Source organism: Caulobacter vibrioides (assembly GCF_002310375.3).
GTDB lineage: Bacteria > Pseudomonadota > Alphaproteobacteria > Caulobacterales > Caulobacteraceae > Caulobacter > Caulobacter vibrioides_D.
The window spans coordinates 3663203-3679348 of record NZ_CP023315.3 but is presented as its reverse complement, the minus strand read 5'-3'; the positions used below and the strand labels follow the sequence as shown (position 1 = coordinate 3679348).

14 protein-coding genes and 1 tRNA gene are annotated in these 16146 nt (G+C 67.4%); 8 read left to right on the top strand and 7 right to left on the bottom strand.

What is annotated here, in order from left to right; translation table 11 throughout:
- The first annotated feature begins 2 nt into the window (after nt 1–2).
- Together nagE and nhaA are read left to right on the top strand one after the other, a co-directional pair.
- On the top strand, nt 3–1808 hold the full coding sequence (gene nagE / locus CA606_RS17430; protein ID WP_096053381.1) for an N-acetylglucosamine-specific PTS transporter subunit IIBC: 1806 nt from the start codon (nt 3–5) through the stop codon (nt 1806–1808).
- Nucleotides 1809–2025: 217 nt separating this feature from the next.
- Nucleotides 2026–3237, top strand: coding sequence for a Na+/H+ antiporter NhaA (gene nhaA / locus CA606_RS17425; RefSeq protein ID WP_096053382.1), 1212 nt, complete (start codon nt 2026–2028; stop codon nt 3235–3237).
- A 178-nt stretch (nt 3238–3415) separates the two neighbouring features.
- Here nhaA and CA606_RS17420 read toward each other — a convergent pair.
- The 4 genes from CA606_RS17420 to CA606_RS17405 all read right to left on the bottom strand — a co-directional run bounded on the left by CA606_RS17420 (nt 3416) and on the right by CA606_RS17405 (nt 6488).
- A tRNA-Ser gene (locus CA606_RS17420) sits at nt 3416–3505 on the bottom strand.
- Nucleotides 3506–3723: 218 nt separating this feature from the next.
- On the bottom strand, nt 3724–4569 hold the full coding sequence (locus tag CA606_RS17415) for an MBL fold metallo-hydrolase (RefSeq protein ID WP_181242673.1): 846 nt from the start codon (nt 4567–4569) through the stop codon (nt 3724–3726).
- Nucleotides 4570–4659: 90 nt separating this feature from the next.
- Nucleotides 4660–5361, bottom strand: coding sequence for a hypothetical protein (locus CA606_RS17410; protein WP_096053384.1), 702 nt, complete (start codon nt 5359–5361; stop codon nt 4660–4662).
- 98 nt (nt 5362–5459) lie between these two features.
- On the bottom strand, nt 5460–6488 hold the full coding sequence (locus CA606_RS17405) for an RluA family pseudouridine synthase (protein ID WP_096053385.1): 1029 nt from the start codon (nt 6486–6488) through the stop codon (nt 5460–5462).
- Nucleotides 6489–6580: 92 nt separating this feature from the next.
- Between CA606_RS17405 and CA606_RS17400 the strand changes: the two genes are divergently transcribed.
- Both CA606_RS17400 and CA606_RS17395 read left to right on the top strand, forming a co-directional pair.
- Nucleotides 6581–9070 carry a TonB-dependent receptor gene (locus CA606_RS17400; protein WP_096053386.1) on the top strand — a complete coding sequence of 830 codons (2490 nt, stop codon included), beginning with the start codon at nt 6581–6583 and terminating at the stop codon, nt 9068–9070.
- 68 nt (nt 9071–9138) lie between these two features.
- Nucleotides 9139–10833 carry an alkaline phosphatase D family protein gene (locus tag CA606_RS17395; protein ID WP_096053387.1) on the top strand — a complete coding sequence of 565 codons (1695 nt, stop codon included), beginning with the start codon at nt 9139–9141 and terminating at the stop codon, nt 10831–10833.
- Between the two features lie 3 nt (nt 10834–10836).
- On the opposite strand, the gene CA606_RS17390 is transcribed toward CA606_RS17395, so the two are convergent.
- Nucleotides 10837–11463, bottom strand: coding sequence for a LysE family translocator (locus tag CA606_RS17390; RefSeq protein WP_096053388.1), 627 nt, complete (start codon nt 11461–11463; stop codon nt 10837–10839).
- A complete protein-coding gene (gene hisI / locus CA606_RS17385; protein ID WP_096053962.1) occupies nt 11450–11869 on the bottom strand; it encodes a phosphoribosyl-AMP cyclohydrolase in 420 nt (139 codons plus the stop codon). Before hisI ends, CA606_RS17390 begins: the two co-directional genes overlap by 14 nt.
- Nucleotides 11870–11959: 90 nt before the next feature.
- Between hisI and CA606_RS17380 the strand changes: the two genes are divergently transcribed.
- Nucleotides 11960–12844, top strand: coding sequence for a DUF817 domain-containing protein (locus CA606_RS17380; protein ID WP_096053389.1), 885 nt, complete (start codon nt 11960–11962; stop codon nt 12842–12844).
- Nucleotides 12845–12981: 137 nt separating this feature from the next.
- Here CA606_RS17380 and folE read toward each other — a convergent pair whose 3' ends face one another.
- Nucleotides 12982–13620 carry a GTP cyclohydrolase I FolE gene (gene folE, locus CA606_RS17375; RefSeq protein ID WP_010918347.1) on the bottom strand — a complete coding sequence of 213 codons (639 nt, stop codon included), beginning with the start codon at nt 13618–13620 and terminating at the stop codon, nt 12982–12984.
- 195 nt (nt 13621–13815) lie between these two features.
- Here folE and cysS point away from each other — a divergent pair, with 195 nt between their 5' ends.
- The 3 genes from cysS to CA606_RS17360 are packed head-to-tail and all read left to right on the top strand — an operon-like array spanning nt 13816 to nt 16139.
- Nucleotides 13816–15207 carry a cysteine--tRNA ligase gene (cysS, locus tag CA606_RS17370; protein ID WP_096053390.1) on the top strand — a complete coding sequence of 464 codons (1392 nt, stop codon included), beginning with the start codon at nt 13816–13818 and terminating at the stop codon, nt 15205–15207.
- Between the two features lie 2 nt (nt 15208–15209).
- Nucleotides 15210–15671 carry an SRPBCC domain-containing protein gene (locus CA606_RS17365; RefSeq protein WP_096053391.1) on the top strand — a complete coding sequence of 154 codons (462 nt, stop codon included), beginning with the start codon at nt 15210–15212 and terminating at the stop codon, nt 15669–15671.
- Between the two features lie 6 nt (nt 15672–15677).
- Nucleotides 15678–16139, top strand: coding sequence for an iron-sulfur cluster assembly scaffold protein (locus CA606_RS17360; RefSeq protein WP_096053392.1), 462 nt, complete (start codon nt 15678–15680; stop codon nt 16137–16139).
- The last annotated feature ends 7 nt before the right edge of the window (nt 16140–16146 follow it).

Below are 16146 nucleotides of genomic sequence, written 5' to 3'. Positions count from 1 at the left end.
CGATGAAGTCTCCGCTTGAAGTCCTGCAGCCCCTCGGTCGGGCCCTGATGCTGCCGATCGCGGTGCTGCCCGTGGCGGCGCTGCTCTTGCGCATCGGCCAGCCGGACCTGCTGGGCGCGCCCGCCCTGGCGGCGATGACCCACGGGATGTCGCTGTCGGTGGCCAACACCTTCGGGGCGGCGGGCGGCGCGATCTTCGGGAGCCTGGGCCTGATCTTCGCCATCGGCGTGGCGGTGGGCCTGGCCCGCGAGAACCACGGCGCCGCCGGCCTGGCGGGCGTGGTCTGCTACGTCATCGCCACCAAGGGCGTCGAGGCGCTGATGGTCGCGCCGCCCGAGGTGGCGGCCAAGGCCGTGGAGGGAGCCAAGGACCTGGCGATCGCGGCCTGGAAGGCCAAGGAGATCGGCAAGCTATCCATCCCCGTCGGCATCCTCTCGGGGGTGATCAGCGGTTGGCTCTATAACCGCTACAGCACCATCAAGCTTCCCGAGTACCTAGCCTTCTTCGGCGGTCGGCGGTTCGTGCCCATCGTCGCGGGTCTGGCCGGCGTCGTCCTGGCCCTGCTGTTCGGCGCCTTCTGGAGCACGCTGGAGGCCGGCGTCGACGGCCTCAGCGGTCTGGTGACCGCGTCCGGCAATCTGGGCCTTGTCATCTTCGGCCTTCTGAACCGTCTGCTGATCGTCACGGGCCTGCACCACATCCTCAACAACGTGGTCTGGTTCATCCTGGGCGACTTCAACGGCGTCACCGGCGACCTCAACCGCTTCGCGGCCGGCGACAAGACCGCCGGGGCGTTCATGAGCGGCTTCTTCCCGGTGATGATGTTCGGCCTGCCGGCCGCGTGCCTGGCCATGCTGCACACCGCGCGGCCCGAGCGTCGCAAGGCGGTGGCGGGGATGCTGGGCTCGCTGGCCCTGACCTCGTTCCTGACGGGCGTGACCGAGCCGATCGAGTTTACGTTCATGTTCCTGGCGCCGGTGCTCTATGCGATCCACGCGCTGCTGACGGGCCTGTCGATGGCCCTGATGAACATGCTGGACGTCAGGCTGGGCTTCGGGTTCTCGGCGGGCCTGTTCGACTATGTGCTGAACTTCAACAAGGCCACCCGGCCCTGGCTGCTGATCCCGGTGGGGCTGGTCTATGGCGCGATCTATTACGGCGTCTTCCGGTTCGCTATCGTCCGGTTCGACCTGAAGACCCCCGGCCGCGAGGTCGAGGCGGCGCTGTCCATCGAGACCGTCACGACGGGCGGCGGACGGGGCGCCGACTTTCTGTCCGCCCTGGGCGGCGCGGCCAACCTCGTCAGCGTCGACGCCTGCACCACCCGCCTTCGGCTGATCGTCGTCGACCAGAGCGCGGTCAACGAACCCGCCCTCAAGGCCCTGGGCGCGCGAGGGGTGGTCAAGCCGTCGGACAAGGCGCTGCAGGTCGTGCTGGGGCCGATCGCCGACACGGTCGCGGGCGAGATCCGCGCGGCCATCGGCGCTGGTGTCCCCGCGGCGGCTTCGCGTGGGGTCGCCGATGCGCCGACGCCACCGCAGATCGCGTCATCCAGCCCGCCCTCGGTCGCCGATGACCAAAAGGCCTTGGCGCTCGTCGCCGCGCTGGGCGGCGCGGGCAATCTGCGTGAGATCGGGACCTGTTCCAGTCGCCTGCGGGTGGTTGTCTCCGACGCCGCAAGCGTCGACGAGGCGGCCTTGCGCGCGGTTGGGGTCCGCGGCTTCGTTCGCGTCGGCGAGCATGCGGTGCACGTGGTTCTGGGGCCGGAGGCCGAGCGCGTTGGCCAGGCGCTGCGCAGCCTGATCTAGCAGAGCCGCCCTGGCCTGTGCCGTCGCGCACGACGGTCTCCAGGGCGCTGTGCGGGAGGGGCGATCCGTCGCCCATGTCCATGCAGACGCCGCGTCGAACCTCATCGCGAAGGCTTGTTCGTCGCGACCTCTGATGCGATAGGCAGACCTGGGTGGTCGATCACGTTGGTCGATCAGGGTTTACGTTGGTCGGGCCGCCAGCGCGGAGATCCGCGCCATGCCACACCGTGTCCGCAAACTGTCCGTGCTGAGAGAGCTCCTGGAAAGTGGAGCGGCCGGCGGTCTGCTTTTGATGGCCGCAGCCGCGCTCGCCCTTTTTATCGCCAACTCGCCGCTGGCCGAGGGCTATTTCAACGCCCTCCATGTGTCGTTCGCCGGACTCGACCTGCTCCATTGGATCAACGATGGGCTGATGGCGATCTTCTTTCTGTTCGTCGGCCTGGAGATCAAGCGCGAGTTCCTGGACGGGCAACTGTCGACCTGGGCCAACCGTGCGCTGCCCTGTATCGCCGCAGCCGGCGGCGTCATCGTGCCTGGCCTGATCTATGCGGGCTTGAACGCAGGCAGCCCTGAGACCGTTCGCGGCTGGGCCATTCCGACCGCGACGGACATCGCCTTTGCGCTGGGCGTCCTTTCGCTGCTCGGGTCTCGTGTTCCCACCAGTCTCAAGATCTTTCTGGCGACGCTGGCCATCGTCGATGACCTCGTGGCTGTTTTGGTCATCGCCGTCTTCTACACCGCCGAGCTCAACACCGCCGCCCTCGCAGGGGCGGGGATCTTCACCCTCGTGCTGGTCGGCTTCAATCGGCTGAAGGTGAAGCGGCTCGCGCCCTACCTGGTGATGGGCGTCGCGCTGTGGTGGCTGGTCCTGCTGTCGGGCGTTCACGCCACGATCGCCGGCGTGGTGCTGGCCATGACCATCCCGTTGCAAGCGTCGAAGGCCGCGCCGGACGATGCAAGCTCGCCCCTTCACAGGCTGGAGCATGCGCTGTCGTCCTGGGTGGCGTTCCTGGTGGTTCCGATCTTTGGCTTCGCCAATGCGGGCGTCTCGTTTGCGGGCATGACCCCGTCCGTCCTCGCCGAGCCGGTGACGCTGGGGGTGGCCTTGGGGCTGTTCCTGGGCAAGCAGATCGGCGTCTTCGGGGCGGCGTGGCTGGCCATCCGGCTGGGGATCGCGCGCCTGCCGGTGGCCGCCTCCTGGCTGCAGCTCTACGGCGTTAGCCTGCTGTGCGGCATCGGTTTCACGATGAGCCTCTTCATCGGGCTGCTGGCGTTCCAGGACGCCGCGCTCCAGAACGAGGTCAAGGTCGGCGTCCTGGTCGGTTCGCTCAGCTCGGCCTTGATCGGCGCGACCCTGTTGAGCTTCGCCAAGAAGCGCCGTCCGGCCGTGGACGAAGGGAGCTCCCCACTCTCCGAGGGCCGCAGCTAGACGGCGACCGGGCAGTGAAGGACAGGCAGTGGCCTTGCCTGCGCCTTCACCCAGATTTCCGACTTGGCGCGTCGCGGACCCGCAGGGGCGGGTCGACACGACGCTAGGGGCCTGGTTTCAGGAGCGCCCAGTCCCCCGAAGCGGGAATGGTACTTAAGAGTGATCTTTGGACGGGGAATGGCGGAGAGGGTGGGATTCGAACCCACGTTACGCTTTCACGTAAACCGCATTTCGAGTGCGGCGCATTCGACCACTCTGCCACCTCTCCAGGCGCCGTCCGGGAGGCCGATATTCGCCGCCCGAGGTCGAGGGCGCGATACCTAGCGGCGTCGCCCTCGCGACGCAAGCCCCTGGCGAGGTTTCTTTCGCAGCTTTTTCGCGGCGAGGCGTCGAGGCCGTGGATCATCCGCCTGCAGCGCAAAAGCCCCCCGGCGCAGAGCGCCGCTCACAGGGACGGGGGCGCCGGACGCGCCCCCTTGGCGTTGGCTAGAGCTTGCCCAGATCAACCGCCGGGAAGCGGGGGCCGGACTCGGGTTCAGACGGCGGACGACCCGAGCGGATAGCGACCCGCAGCGCTGCGGCGGCGAACATCGGGTCGGGCAGGAAGGCGTCGGCGGCCGTGCGCAGAGCGATGAAGTCCAGCCGGTCGACGGTGTCGTTGAGTTGGATGTTCGACGCCTTGTGCTCGGCGACCGTCGACTCGGGCGGCGCCGTGGCGCAGACGCCCGGAAACACGCGGGTCTCTGGCGGCAGGGCCAGGATCTTCTGCGCGTCGTCCCAGGCCTTGCCGGCGTCTCCGCCGGGAATATCGCAACGGCCGGCGCCTTCGGAGGGCGCCAGGACCAGATCGCCCGTAAAGACCATGTCGGCCATCTTGTAGGCGACGGCGCCGGGCAGGCGGCCGGTCATGGCGATCGGCGTGATCTCAAGCCCGCCCATGGGAAAGGTGTCGCCGTCCTGGGCCAACTTGTCGAAGTCCCAGCCGTCCACGTCGACCATGGTCTCGCCGAACTTGGGCGCGAGGCGCTTCAGGCTTTCGACGACACGGGCGCCGATGCACACCGAAGCGCCGGTCTCGTACTTGAGATGCCCGGCGGCCGACAGGTGGCCGGCATGCAGGCCGGTCTCAAGGATCCAGGTTGGCCCGAGGTCCTTGGCGCGGATGTCGGCGATGATGGCGTCGACAAAACGCGTGTCGATCGCCTCGGTGACCGGATCAAAATCCAGCACGGGATCGACAATGGCGCAGAGAAAGGTGGCCGGATCGACGATCAGGTAGCTCACCGCGCCCGTAGCGGGATGGTGATAAGGTATGATTTCCGGCTGCATCAACAAGCCTCAGACGCCCGAGGTGCGCACCATGGCGCGCAAGCCGTTAAACATGAGCGAACAGCGTCGCTAGAAAAAACAGTTTTCTTGCGGCTAGCGAGGCGGCGCGGTGACGGCGCAGGGATGGGCTCCGTCACGCATGCCCTCGACCCATAGGGGCTCGACATAGCGGCCGCCGCTCCGAAAGCCCGGCGCGCACCCGTTGGGGACGTCCGCCGTTCCGTTTGTTCCGCCGGTCACCACCGACAGAGCGATGGATTGGCGTTCGCCGCCCCGGAAGCGGGCAAAGCCCGGCCCGTAGCCGTAGCCATAGCCATAGCCGTAGCCGTAGCCGGGGCCATAACCGCCGTCGGCAGGGTCGGCGTACCAACCGCCGCGCTTGCCAAAGTCGGTCTTGGAAACAGCGACACCGATCGTGGTGCTTTCGCCGACGGGGATCAGCGCCGTGGCGTAGGCGCTACGGTAGCCGCCCGTGCCCACCGAGACGCCCATAGAGCCATGGACCTTGCGCTTGCCCTCCTCGTCGCGCTCGGCCGGCAACACACCCCGCGGCGCGTCCTCGGCCTGGGCGTTGGCGGCGACAAAGGCGGCGATCTGCTCCTGGGTCGTTAGCGGCCGGGGCGGCGTCGTCGAGGCAGCGGTCGGCGCGTCAGAAGCGACGGCGGTGAGCGCCTTGGCCGAGGTCTTGGCGTGCGCGGTGGCGATGACCTCGTCGTCGCCGGGCGAGATGGTCGCGGCCTGGGCCGAGCCCGCCAGGGCTGCGGCGAAAGCGAGGGGCGCAAGATAAGGCCGCATGGGGACGCTCCAGGTTGACGAGGCTGAACCCTGCGGCGCCAAGCCAGCGCAATTAGGGCGCTTTTGTTGCGCGGGCGCAAGCTTGGGCCTTGCTCGGCTCAGAGCGCGGCCAGCGCGACCTCCAGGGCCGCCATGTCGGGGGGCGGCGGGGTCTCGAACCTCAGCGCCTCGCCGGTGATCGGATGAACAAAGCCCAGCACGGCCGCGTGCAGGGCCTGGCGGCGAAGGTCCGCCGCCTCGATCTGGTCCCGGACCGCCGCCGAGGGTTGGCCCGCGCCATAGACGGGGTCTCCAAGGCAGGGCGAGCCCTTGCTGGCCATATGGACGCGGATCTGGTGCGTGCGTCCGGTCTCCAGCCGACACGCCACGCGCGCGGCCAGGGGGCGATCCTGCGGGCCGAAGACGGCCTCGACCTGGTAGTGGGTGATCGCCTCGCGGCCGCCCGACCGCAGCACCGCCATCTTCTTTCGGTCTCCCGGCGAGCGGCCAAGCTGGGTGCGGATCGTGCCGCTCGGCGGCGTCGGCGCGCCGCGGGTGAGGGCGATATAAAGACGATCGATGTCGTGGGTGGCGAACAGGGCCGACAGGCCGCGATGCGCCGCGTCGCTCTTGGCCGCCACCATGACGCCCGAGGTGTCCTTGTCGAGGCGATGAACGATGCCGGGCCGCGCGACCCCGCCGACGCCCGAGAGGCTGTCGCCGCAGTGATACAAAAGGGCGTTGACCAGGGTGCCGCTGTAGGTCCCAGGGGCGGGGTGCGCGGCCATGCCGGCGGCCTTGTCCACTACGATGAGATGCGCGTCCTCATAGAGGATCGACAGGGGGATGGCCTCGGGTTCCGGGTCTGCGGGCGCGGGCGGCGGGACGGCCAGGCGATAGGTTCCAGCCCTGGCCTTGCGCGAGGCGTCCGACACCGTCTCGCCGTCGAGCGTCAGCCGGCCCTCGCTGATCAGGGCCTGGAGGCGGGCGCGGGACAGGTCGGGAAAGAGCGGCGCCAAGACCCTGTCCAAGCGCTGGCCGGCCAGACTCGCCGGCAGCTCCGCGCTGAGGCGCTCGTCCTCGGTCGCAGCGCCCTTGGGGACGTCGTCGAGCAGGTCGTCGTCCGCAATGTCGTCCGCGCCGTTCACGGGGGTTTCATAGCTCCGTCATCAGCCCGTCGCGCCGCCGACATGCAGGGCGCCTAGGTGCGTGGTCGAGTTTTGTCTTTTGGGGATAGTCCATGCGCGCCTTCCGCACCACCACGCTGTTGACCGCCAGCGCTCTGAGCCTGCTCATCGCCGCCCCGGCCCTGGCCGCCGGTCAGGAGAGCGCTCCGACCAGCAACAACGACCCCGCCCTGCTCGGCGAGCTGGTCGTCACCGCCCAGAAGCGCGCGCAGGATCCGGTCGAGGTGCCGATCGCCGTCACCGCTTATTCGGGCAAGTTCCTTGAGGCGATCGGGGTCAAGGCCTTCGACGAGCTGTCGGCCTTCACGCCCGGCTTCCTGGTTCAGAACCAGTCGAACAACAACTCCGGCTTCGTGATGCGCGGCATCACCTCGGACTCCGGCTCGGCCACCGACGAGACGCGCGTCTCGATCTATCAGGACGGCGTGCCGATCTCGCGGTCGCGTGGCTCGTATGTCGAGCTGTTCGACATGGAGCGGGTCGAGATCGCCAAGGGCCCGCAGTCGACGCTTTTCGGTCGCGGCGCCCTGATCGGCGCGGTGAACCTGGTTCAGAACAAGGCTAATCCCGGCGGCTTTGACTGGGCGTTCAAGGCGGAGGCCGGCACGCGCGGCTACCGCGTCGGCGAGGCGATGGTCAATTTCACGATCGGTGACAGCTCGGCTCTGCGTATCGCGGCCCGCACCCGTCAGGCCGATGGCTACGTAAAGGACGCCGCGGGCGGCGACGCCTACGACTCGACCGACACCCAGGCCGTGCGTGTGGCGTTCCACACCGAAGCCGGCCGGTTGAAGTTTGACCTCATCGGCAACTACCAAGTCGATGACGGCACCGGCACGTCGTTCAAGAGCAACACCTTCAATCCGAGCAATCCGGTCACCGGCCAAGCGCTGAGCAACACCAGCGTCGGCGGCTTTGCGACGCTGGCGCCCGGCGCCGGCTTCGAAGGCGGCGCACCCCTGGGTCTCGACCGCAAGGTCTATGGCCTCACCGCGCTGGCCGACTATCGCATCAACGACAGCCTGACCTTGTCGTCGATCACGGCCACGCGCGCCTTTCATTCGGTCGAAGTGTTCGATCCCGACGGTTCCTCCCTGCCGATCCTGACCTTCGCCGAAGATGCGCAAGGTCGTCAGCAGAGCCAGGAACTGCGTCTGCGCTACGACGCCGGCGGCCGCTTCTCGGGCTTCGTCGGCGCCAACTATTTCCACGAAACCGGCTCCTGGCGCATCCCGGGCCAGATGGACGAACGCCTGGTGCTGGCCCTGCTGGCGGGCGCCTCGCCGCTGGGCATCAGCCGTCCGACCCCGCAGCCGCAGGCCGTCCTGACCAACCCGGCCTATCTGGCGCAGGTGTTGCAACTGGGCTTTGGCATTCCTTCCTCGCTGGCGACGGGTTTCGCGTCCAATCTGAAGCCGATCCATCGCGAGGAATTCGCCAACTACGGCGAGAACACCACCTACGATGTCTATGCCGACGGCACGCTGCGTCTGACCGACAAGCTCGAGCTCACGGCGGGTGTTCGCTACACGAGCGAAGATCGTGAAGCGGCCTATCGCTCGACCGTCCAGAACGGTCGCTCGATCCTGGGTGTGCTGCTCGCCGCGCCGACGCCGACCAACCTGTTCCTGGCCGCGCAGCCGAACGCGGTGAACAATCCCGCCCTGCCGCTGCTGGGTCTGCTCAACCAACCCACCGCCAACAATGGCGACACGTTCCGCACGTCGATCTCCGACAGCGGCGTCACCTGGCGCCTCGTCGGTCGCTATGCGGTCTCTGACGACGTCAGCCTCTACGCCTCGTTTGCGCGCGGTCGTCGTCCCGACGTGATCTCGACGAGCGGCCCGGCCGCGCCGCTTGGCCAGCCGCGCTTCAACACGGTCAAGGCCGAGGTGGTCGACAGCTACGAGGCCGGCGCCAAGGGCAAGTTGATGGACGGTCGCCTGTACCTGTCGGGCGCGGTGTTCCGCTACGACTACGACAACTTCGCCACGACCTTCCGCCAAGGCGCCCAGGTCGTGACGCTCAACGCCGGCAAGGCCAAGGCCTACGGCTTCGAGGGCGAGGCGCGTCTGCAAGCCGGGGACTTCTGGACCCTGTTCGGGACCTACGGCTACAACCACGCTCGCCTTGAGAGCGGTCTGCGCAAGGGCAACCAGTTCCGCCTCTCGCCTGACCATGCCGTCTCGATGGGCGCGCTGTTCAGCCGCGAGGCCCTGGGCGGCAAGCTGACCTTCTCGCCGACCTACACCTGGCGTTCGAAGATGTTCTTCGACGACAACAATGACCGCGCCGACCTGCAATCGGCCGGTCTGTTCCCCGACACCAAGGTCGATGAGTTCCAGGACGCCTACGGCTTGCTGAACGTGCGCCTGGGCTTCGGCGCGGTCGATGATCGCTGGAAGATCGAGGCCTTCGTCGAGAACCTGAACGACGAGCGCTATCTGAAGGACGCGGGCAACACCGGCGACAGCTTCGGCATCCCGACCTTCATCGCCGGCAAGCCGCGCTTCATGGGCGTGGGCGTCACGTTCCGTCACTAAAAAGCACGCGCCCGGCCCGACATGGCTTATGTCGGGCCGGGACTTTAGGCGCATCCGGGGAGAGCATCATGACCATTGATCGTCGGAGACTGTTGGGTCTGCTGGGCGTTTCGGGCGCCGCCGCCGGCGAGGCCGCCGCTCAACCGATCAGCTATTTCAAAGGCCCTGTCGCCTTTGAGCATGGGGTCGCCAGCGGTGACCCTGGTCTCACCTATGTGATCCTCTGGACCCGCGTGACGCCCAAAGAGACGACGACGGGCGACATTGATGTCGACCTTGAGGTCGCCGCCGACCCTGACTTCAAGACCCTGGTCACGGCCAGCCGCGGCCTGCGCGCCCGCGCCAGCCGAGACTGGACGGTCAAGCACGACCTCGACGGCCAGGGCCTGAAGCCGGGTACGGAGTACTGGTACCGCTTCATGGCTAATGGCGTGACCTCGCCGGTGGGGCGCACCAAGACCCTCGTGAAGGGCGCGGCCAAGGACGCGGTGTTGGCGGTCGTCTCCTGCAGCCTTTACCCGAACGGCTACTTCAACGCCTACGACGCCATCGCCAAGCTGCCGCGCGTCGACGCCGTGGTCCATCTGGGCGACTACATCTATGAGTACGGCGGTGCGCCGCAGGACTACGGGATGAACTCGCCGGTGGCCAAGTCGCGCGCGCCCCAGCCGCCGCACGAGATCGTCACCCTGGACGACTATCGTCGCCGCCACGCGCAGTACAAGACCGATCCAGCGCTGCAAGCCGCCCACGCGCGCGCGCCCTGGATCGTGGTGTGGGACGACCACGAAACCGCCAACGACAGCTGGGTCGGCGGCGCTGAGAACCACAATCCCGACAAGGGCGAGGGCGATTGGACCGCCCGCAAGGCCGCCGCCCTGAAGGCCTATTACGAGTGGATGCCCATCCGGGAAGCGGCCCTGCCGGAAGCCGCGTGGCGGTCGTTCCAGTTTGGCGATGTCGCCTCGCTGCTGATGGTCGAGACGCGGTTGACCGCGCGGACTCCCGAGTTGAGCTATGACCGCGACATGCCGATCGTCGATGGGAAGCCCGACGTCGCGGCCTTCGCGGCCAAATGGAAGGACCCGTCCCGCCGGATGCTAGGCGAGGGGCAGGAACAATGGCTGGCCAGCCAGGTCGGCGCCTCGGTGAAGGCCAACACCGCCTGGCAGGTTCTGGGTAACCAGGTGGTGATGGCGCGCGTCGCCTCGGCCAACCTGAAGGCCACCATGGGCGAGGCGGCCTATGGCGCCCTGCAGGCCAAGCTGCCGGACTACGCCCGCAAGCGGGTGGATCAGTCGGTGGCGATGTCGGCCTTCGACGTGCCGTCTAATCTGGACGCCTGGGACGGCTATCCGGCCGATCGCCAGCGGGTCTACGACATCTTCACGGCCGCCAAGGCGCGTCCGATCGTGCTGGCGGGCGACAGCCACATGTTCTGGGCCAATGAACTCTGGAACGACGCGGGCCAGAAGCGCGTGGCGGTCGAGTTCGGGACCACCTCGGTCACCTCGCCTGGCTATGGCGACTACCTGCCCGGCGTACCGATCGGCGAGGCCTTTGTTCAGCGCAACAAGGAAGTGAAGTACGCCCACCCGAGCGCCAAGGGCTTCGTGCTGCTGACCCTCGAGCATGGCAAGGCGACCAGCGAGCTGATGGCCGTCTCGACGATTATGGAGCCGACCTACAAGGTGGCCCCGTTGAAGCGCTTCGTGGTCACGCCCGCCGCCGATGGTGGCGTAGAGCCGTTGCGCGAGGCCTGAAACCTACCGGCGCTCCAGCGCCAGGCGCAGCCCAAAGGCGACGAACACCAGGCCGGTGATCCGATCTAGCCATCGGATCACTGGCGGTCGTCTCAGGAGGCCCGCGATCGGCACGGTGGCCGTGATTAGAAGCGCGAACCACAATAGCCCTTCGACGACATGGATCGTCGTCAGCGCCAGGCCAAAGCGCGCGGGATCGACGCCGGCCGGCATAAACTGCGGCAGGAACGAGACGTAGAAAATCCCGACCTTGGGATTGAGCAGGTTGGTCAGCAGCCCCCGGCGCATCGCCGCAAGGGCGCCTGCGTCCGTCGGCCTCGTCTCGCCCAGCTCGAAGGCGTCGCGCGGCCGAAGGATCATGCGCAACCCCGTCCAGGCCAGGTAAAGCGCGCCGGCCCATTTCAGCACCGTGTAGGCGGTTTGGGACGCGGTCAGCAGGGCCCCGACCCCGAACGCGGCGGCCGCGCCCCAGACCAAGCAACCGATCCCCACCCCGATCGCCGCGCCGGCGGCGCGGCGCGGCCCTTCTGCGGCCGCCGTGCGGATCACCAGCGCGGTGTCCAGGCCCGGCGTCAGGGTCAAAAGACCCGCCGCCAGGGTGAAGGCGATCAGGGCCTCAGGGGTGGTCATGGGTGGGCGTCTCGCGCTCGACCAGCGCGCCGTTCTCGAGCACCCGGTAGAAGCACGATCTGAAGCCGACATGGCATGCGCCGCCGTCACCGCGCACGCGCACCTTGAGCAGCACCGCGTCCTGATCGCAGTCGACCCGCAGTTCGATGACGTCCTGCAGTTGGCCGCTGGTGTCGCCCTTTTTCCAAAGCTCGCCCCGCGAGCGGCTGTAGTAGTGGGCGATGTTGGTTTCGACCGTCAGCTTCAGGGCCTCGGCGTTCATCCAGGCCAGCATCAGGATCTCGCCGGTGTCGGCGTGCTGGGCCACCGCCACGACCAGACCATCGGCGTTGAAGCGCGGCGCGAGGGCGGCGCCCCGCTCCAAGTCGTGCTTGGTGTGGGCTTGGGGGAACAGGTCGGTGCTCATGGGCCACATATGGCGCAGGCTGCGAGCCTGCGCTAGTTTCCGCGCCGCTTCTGGGGAAAGCGGGCGTGCTTGCGCGTCCTAGGGAACGCGATGAACCTGAAAGACCGCATCAAGGCTAGCGTGGCGGCGCTGGACGAGCGAGCGCGGCCGTGGGCGCAGCAATCGCGCTGGAACGGCTACGCCTACGAGTTTCTTCTGTTCGGCCTGAAGCAGGCCTGGGCCTGTCTGTTTGGCGGGCTGATGCTGGCGCTGCTGGTCGGCACCAAGCTGTTCTGGCCCGAGGCGGCGCCGATCGCCCGCTATGATTTCCTGGTCGTCGCCGCGATCGCCATCCAGGCCTCCTTGTTGGCGCTGAAGCTGGAGCGCTGGGACGAGGCGCTGGTGATCTTCATGTTCCACGTCGTCGGCACGATCATGGAGCTGTTCAAGACCGCCCAAGGCTCTTGGATCTATCCCGAGGAGAGCCTGTTGCGCATCGGCGGCGTGCCGCTGTTCACAGGCTTCATGTATGCGTGCGTGGGCAGCTATATCGCCCGCATCTGGCGACTGTTCGACATCACCTTCATCCGCTACCCGCCGTTCTGGACCACGCACATTCTGGCGGTGCTGATCTACGCCAACTTCTTCACCCACCACTACATGATCGACATTCGCATCGGTCTGTTCGCGCTGTCGGTTCTGCTGTTCGGACGGACCTGGTTCGTGTTCACGCCCGACCAGACCGCGCGACGCATGCCCATGCTGATGGGGGCGGTGCTGGTGTCGCTGTTCATCTGGATCGCCGAGAACCTGGGCACCTTCGCCGGCGCCTGGATCTATCCGAACCAAACCGACGGCTGGCGCATGGTGGCGTTCGAGAAGATGGGCGCTTGGTACCTGTTGATGCTCATCAGCTTCGTGCTGGTGACCCTGGTGCATCCGCCGGTGCACGCCTGCGTGGCGCGGATCCGCCAGGGGATCTGGCGAGCGGCTTAAGGGGGCGTGTCTAATCCTCTCCCCAGGGGAGAGGTGTCGACAAAGTCGACGGAGAGGGAAGCGGCTAAGGCCCATGACCTTCCCCCTCCGGTCGCTTCGCGACCACCTCCCCCGCGAGGGGGAGGGGCTTTCAAAGTCTACTTCTTCACCAGGTCCATGAACCGCTGCTGCAGGACCTTGTCGGTCTTGAACACGCCGCGGAACTGGGTGGTGATGGTCGAGACGTCGTGGTGGTGGACGCCGCGCGTGCTCATGCACTGGTGCTCGGCGTCGATCAGCACGGCCACGCCGGCGGCCGACAGGTGGTCCTCGATGGCGTCGGCGATCTGCATGGTCATGGTCTCCTGGGTCTGGAGACGCTTGGCGAAGATCTCGACCAGGCGCGCCAGCTTCGACAGGCCCACCACCTTGCCGGTCGGCATGTAGGCGATCCAGGCCTTGCCCAGGAAGGGCGCCATGTGGTGCTCGCAGTGGCTCTGCACGTCGATGCCGCGGAGCATCACCATGTCGTCATAGCCCTGCACGTCCTCAAAGGTGCGCGACAGTTCCTTGGCCGGATCGCCGTGATAGCCGGCGAACCACTCGTCGAACGCCTCGACGACGCGCTTGGGCGTGTCGATCAGGCCTTCGCGCTCCGGATTGTCGCCGGCCCAGGCCAGCAACGTCCGCACGGCGGCCATGGCCTCGTCCTTGGAAGGGCGCTGAACGGGTTCAAGATCAAGACCGGTCGTGTCGTCGGAGCCGATCAGGGTTCGCTCGCGGGTCAGTGCGTCCATTTTGGAGGGGTTCTTTCCACGGGCTGAGTTGCGCCGAGACGCCGATCGCCTCGGAATGACGCGTGCCACCCGTTTCACATACGGCCGGGCCGGGAACTTAGACGCATGACGCCGTGGCCCTTGCCGTAACAGAAAGCTATATGGGGCCGTTCCTGGGGTGGGCAACACCCTTCCGCTACGTCAGAACCCAGAGTCATGACCCTGAAGATCCACGACACCCTGACGCGCGAAAAGCGCGACTTCGTTCCCGCCGATCCCAAGCGGGTGACGATGTATGTCTGCGGTCCGACGGTCTACAACTACGCCCATATCGGCAACTTCCGGCCGGTGGTGGTGTTCGACGTGCTCTATCGCGTGCTGCGCCATATTTATGGCGAGGACGCCGTGGTCTATGCGCGCAACGTCACGGACGTGGACGACAAGATCAACAAGAAGGCCGCCGACGAGGGCGTGCCGATCAGCGTGATCACCGACCGCTATCTGGCGGCCTACCACCAGGACGCCGACGCCCTGGGCGCGCTGCGGCCGGACCTCGAGCCCAAGGCCACCGAGCACATCGGCGCCATCCTCGAGATGATCGGCAAGCTGGTCGAGAACGGCAGCGCCTACGCCGCCGAGGGCCACGTGCTGTTCGACACCCAGAGCTTCGCCGACTACGGCCAGCTTTCGGGCCGTCCGCTGGACGAGATGATCGCCGGCGCCCGCGTCGAGGTCGCACCCTATAAGCGCCACCCGGCCGACTTCGTGCTGTGGAAGCCCTCGAAGGAAAACGAGCCTGAGTGGGACAGCCCCTGGGGCGCGGGCCGGCCGGGCTGGCACATCGAGTGCTCGGCCATGATCGACAAGGCGCTGGGCCAGAACATCGACATCCACGCCGGCGGCATCGACCTGACCTTCCCGCACCACGAGAACGAGGTGGCCCAGAGCCGCTGCGCCCACGGCTCGTCCGTGCTGGCCAACTATTGGATGCACAACGGCTTCCTCGACATGAGCGGGGAGAAGATGTCCAAGAGCCTGGGCAATGTCGTCATCCCGCACGAACTGCTGGAGACGACGCCGGGCGAGGTGATCCGCTGGGCGCTGCTGTCGGCGCACTACCGCCAGCCGCTGGACTGGACGCCCGAGCTGCTGGAGCAGAGCAAGAAGTCGCTGGACCGCCTGTACGGCGCCCTGCGCCGCGCCAAGGACGTGCCCATGGACCAGGCCATGGAGGCTCCGGCCGAGGTGATCGCCGCCCTGATGGACGACCTCAATACGCCGCTGGCGACCTCGGCCTTCTTCGAGGTGTCGAGCCTGATCGAAAAGGCCGTCACCGCCGGCGACACGGTGGCTATCGCCGCCAACAAGGCCCGCCTGCTGGAGGCCGGCGCCCTGCTGGGCTTCCTGCAGGCCGATCCGGACGCCTGGTTCGAGGGCGACGCCTCGGATGAGCTGAAGGCCCAGGTCGAGGCGCTGCTCGAAAAGCGCATCGCCGCGCGCGCCGCGAAGGATTGGCCCGCCGCCGACGCCATCCGCGCCGAGCTGGACGCCCTGGGCGTGGTGGTCATGGACGGCCCCTCGGGCGCGACCTGGCGGATGAAGGACTGACCATGCAACGCGCCGTCGAGCATCGTATCGGGGTCCAAGCGCCGGCCGAGGTCGTCTGGGAGGTCGTCTCGGACTTCGAAGGCTGGGCGCAGTGGAACCCGCTCTATCGCAAGGCCGAGGGGGTGATGAAGGTGGGCTCGACCCTAGTGCTGGAGCAGCATCTGCCCGGTCAGGCGCCCACCGTCATTCAGCCGGTCGTCCAGGACTGGGTGCCTTACGAACAGCTGCACTGGCGTTCGAGCCGGCTGGGCGGTTTCGTGACCGCGATCCGCTATCTGGAGATCGAGAGCATGGGCCCCGCCAGCGCGACCTTCTCGAACGGCGAGCTGTTCATGGGCCTGCTGCTGCGTTTCGTCAGCCGCGACGAGCGCCGCCAGCTAAAGGCGGCGTTCACGCAGATGGGCGAGGCTGTTCGTGACCGCGCTGAGGCGATCTGGTCCGAGCGGTCGAAGAGCACCGTTTAGGCGCCCATGATCGACAACCTCTACAGCGCCAAGATCCTGGGACTCGTGGCCAACATGCCGCGCGCCGGCCGCTTGGCCGCGCCCGACGCCAGCGCCGAGAAGACCGCCAAGCTGTGCGGCAGTCGGATCACCGTCGATGTCGTGGTCAAGGATGGCAAGGTCGTCGACTATGCTCAGGACGTTTCGGCCTGCGCCTTGGGACAGGCCGCCGCCGCGATCCTGGGGGCGAACGTGATCGGCGCGGAACTTTCCGACATCGAGTTGGCGCGCGACTCGCTTGCCGCTATGCTGAAGGCGAACGGCTCGCCTCCTGCGGGTCGGTTTGCGGAGCTCGCCGTGCTGGAGCCGGTCAAGGACTATCCCGCTCGTCACGCCTCGACGCTGTTGGCGTTCGAAGCGACGGTCGAGGCTGTCCGTAAGGCCACAGGCGTCGGCGAAACGCGAACTAGCACCGCCGGCGCGTCTTGATCGCGAC

Bases quoted from the DNA above. Each gene is read 5' to 3' on its own strand.
- CA606_RS17395 (WP_096053387.1), top strand. From the start codon at position 9,139: ATGACCATTGATCGTCGGAGACTGTTGGGTCTGCTGGGCGTTTCGGGC.
- CA606_RS17400 (WP_096053386.1), top strand. From the start codon at position 6,581: ATGCGCGCCTTCCGCACCACCACGCTGTTGACCGCCAGCGCTCTGAGC.
- CA606_RS17410 (WP_096053384.1), bottom strand. From the start codon at position 5,361: ATGCGGCCTTATCTTGCGCCCCTCGCTTTCGCCGCAGCCCTGGCGGGC.
- CA606_RS17390 (WP_096053388.1), bottom strand. From the start codon at position 11,463: ATGACCACCCCTGAGGCCCTGATCGCCTTCACCCTGGCGGCGGGTCTT.
- CA606_RS17380 (WP_096053389.1), top strand. From the start codon at position 11,960: ATGAACCTGAAAGACCGCATCAAGGCTAGCGTGGCGGCGCTGGACGAG.
- CA606_RS17360 (WP_096053392.1), top strand. From the start codon at position 15,678: ATGATCGACAACCTCTACAGCGCCAAGATCCTGGGACTCGTGGCCAAC.
- CA606_RS17365 (WP_096053391.1), top strand. From the start codon at position 15,210: ATGCAACGCGCCGTCGAGCATCGTATCGGGGTCCAAGCGCCGGCCGAG.
- folE (WP_010918347.1), bottom strand. From the start codon at position 13,620: ATGGACGCACTGACCCGCGAGCGAACCCTGATCGGCTCCGACGACACG.
- nagE (WP_096053381.1), top strand. From the start codon at position 3: ATGAAGTCTCCGCTTGAAGTCCTGCAGCCCCTCGGTCGGGCCCTGATG.
- hisI (WP_096053962.1), bottom strand. From the start codon at position 11,869: ATGAGCACCGACCTGTTCCCCCAAGCCCACACCAAGCACGACTTGGAG.
- nhaA (WP_096053382.1), top strand. From the start codon at position 2,026: ATGCCACACCGTGTCCGCAAACTGTCCGTGCTGAGAGAGCTCCTGGAA.
- cysS (WP_096053390.1), top strand. From the start codon at position 13,816: ATGACCCTGAAGATCCACGACACCCTGACGCGCGAAAAGCGCGACTTC.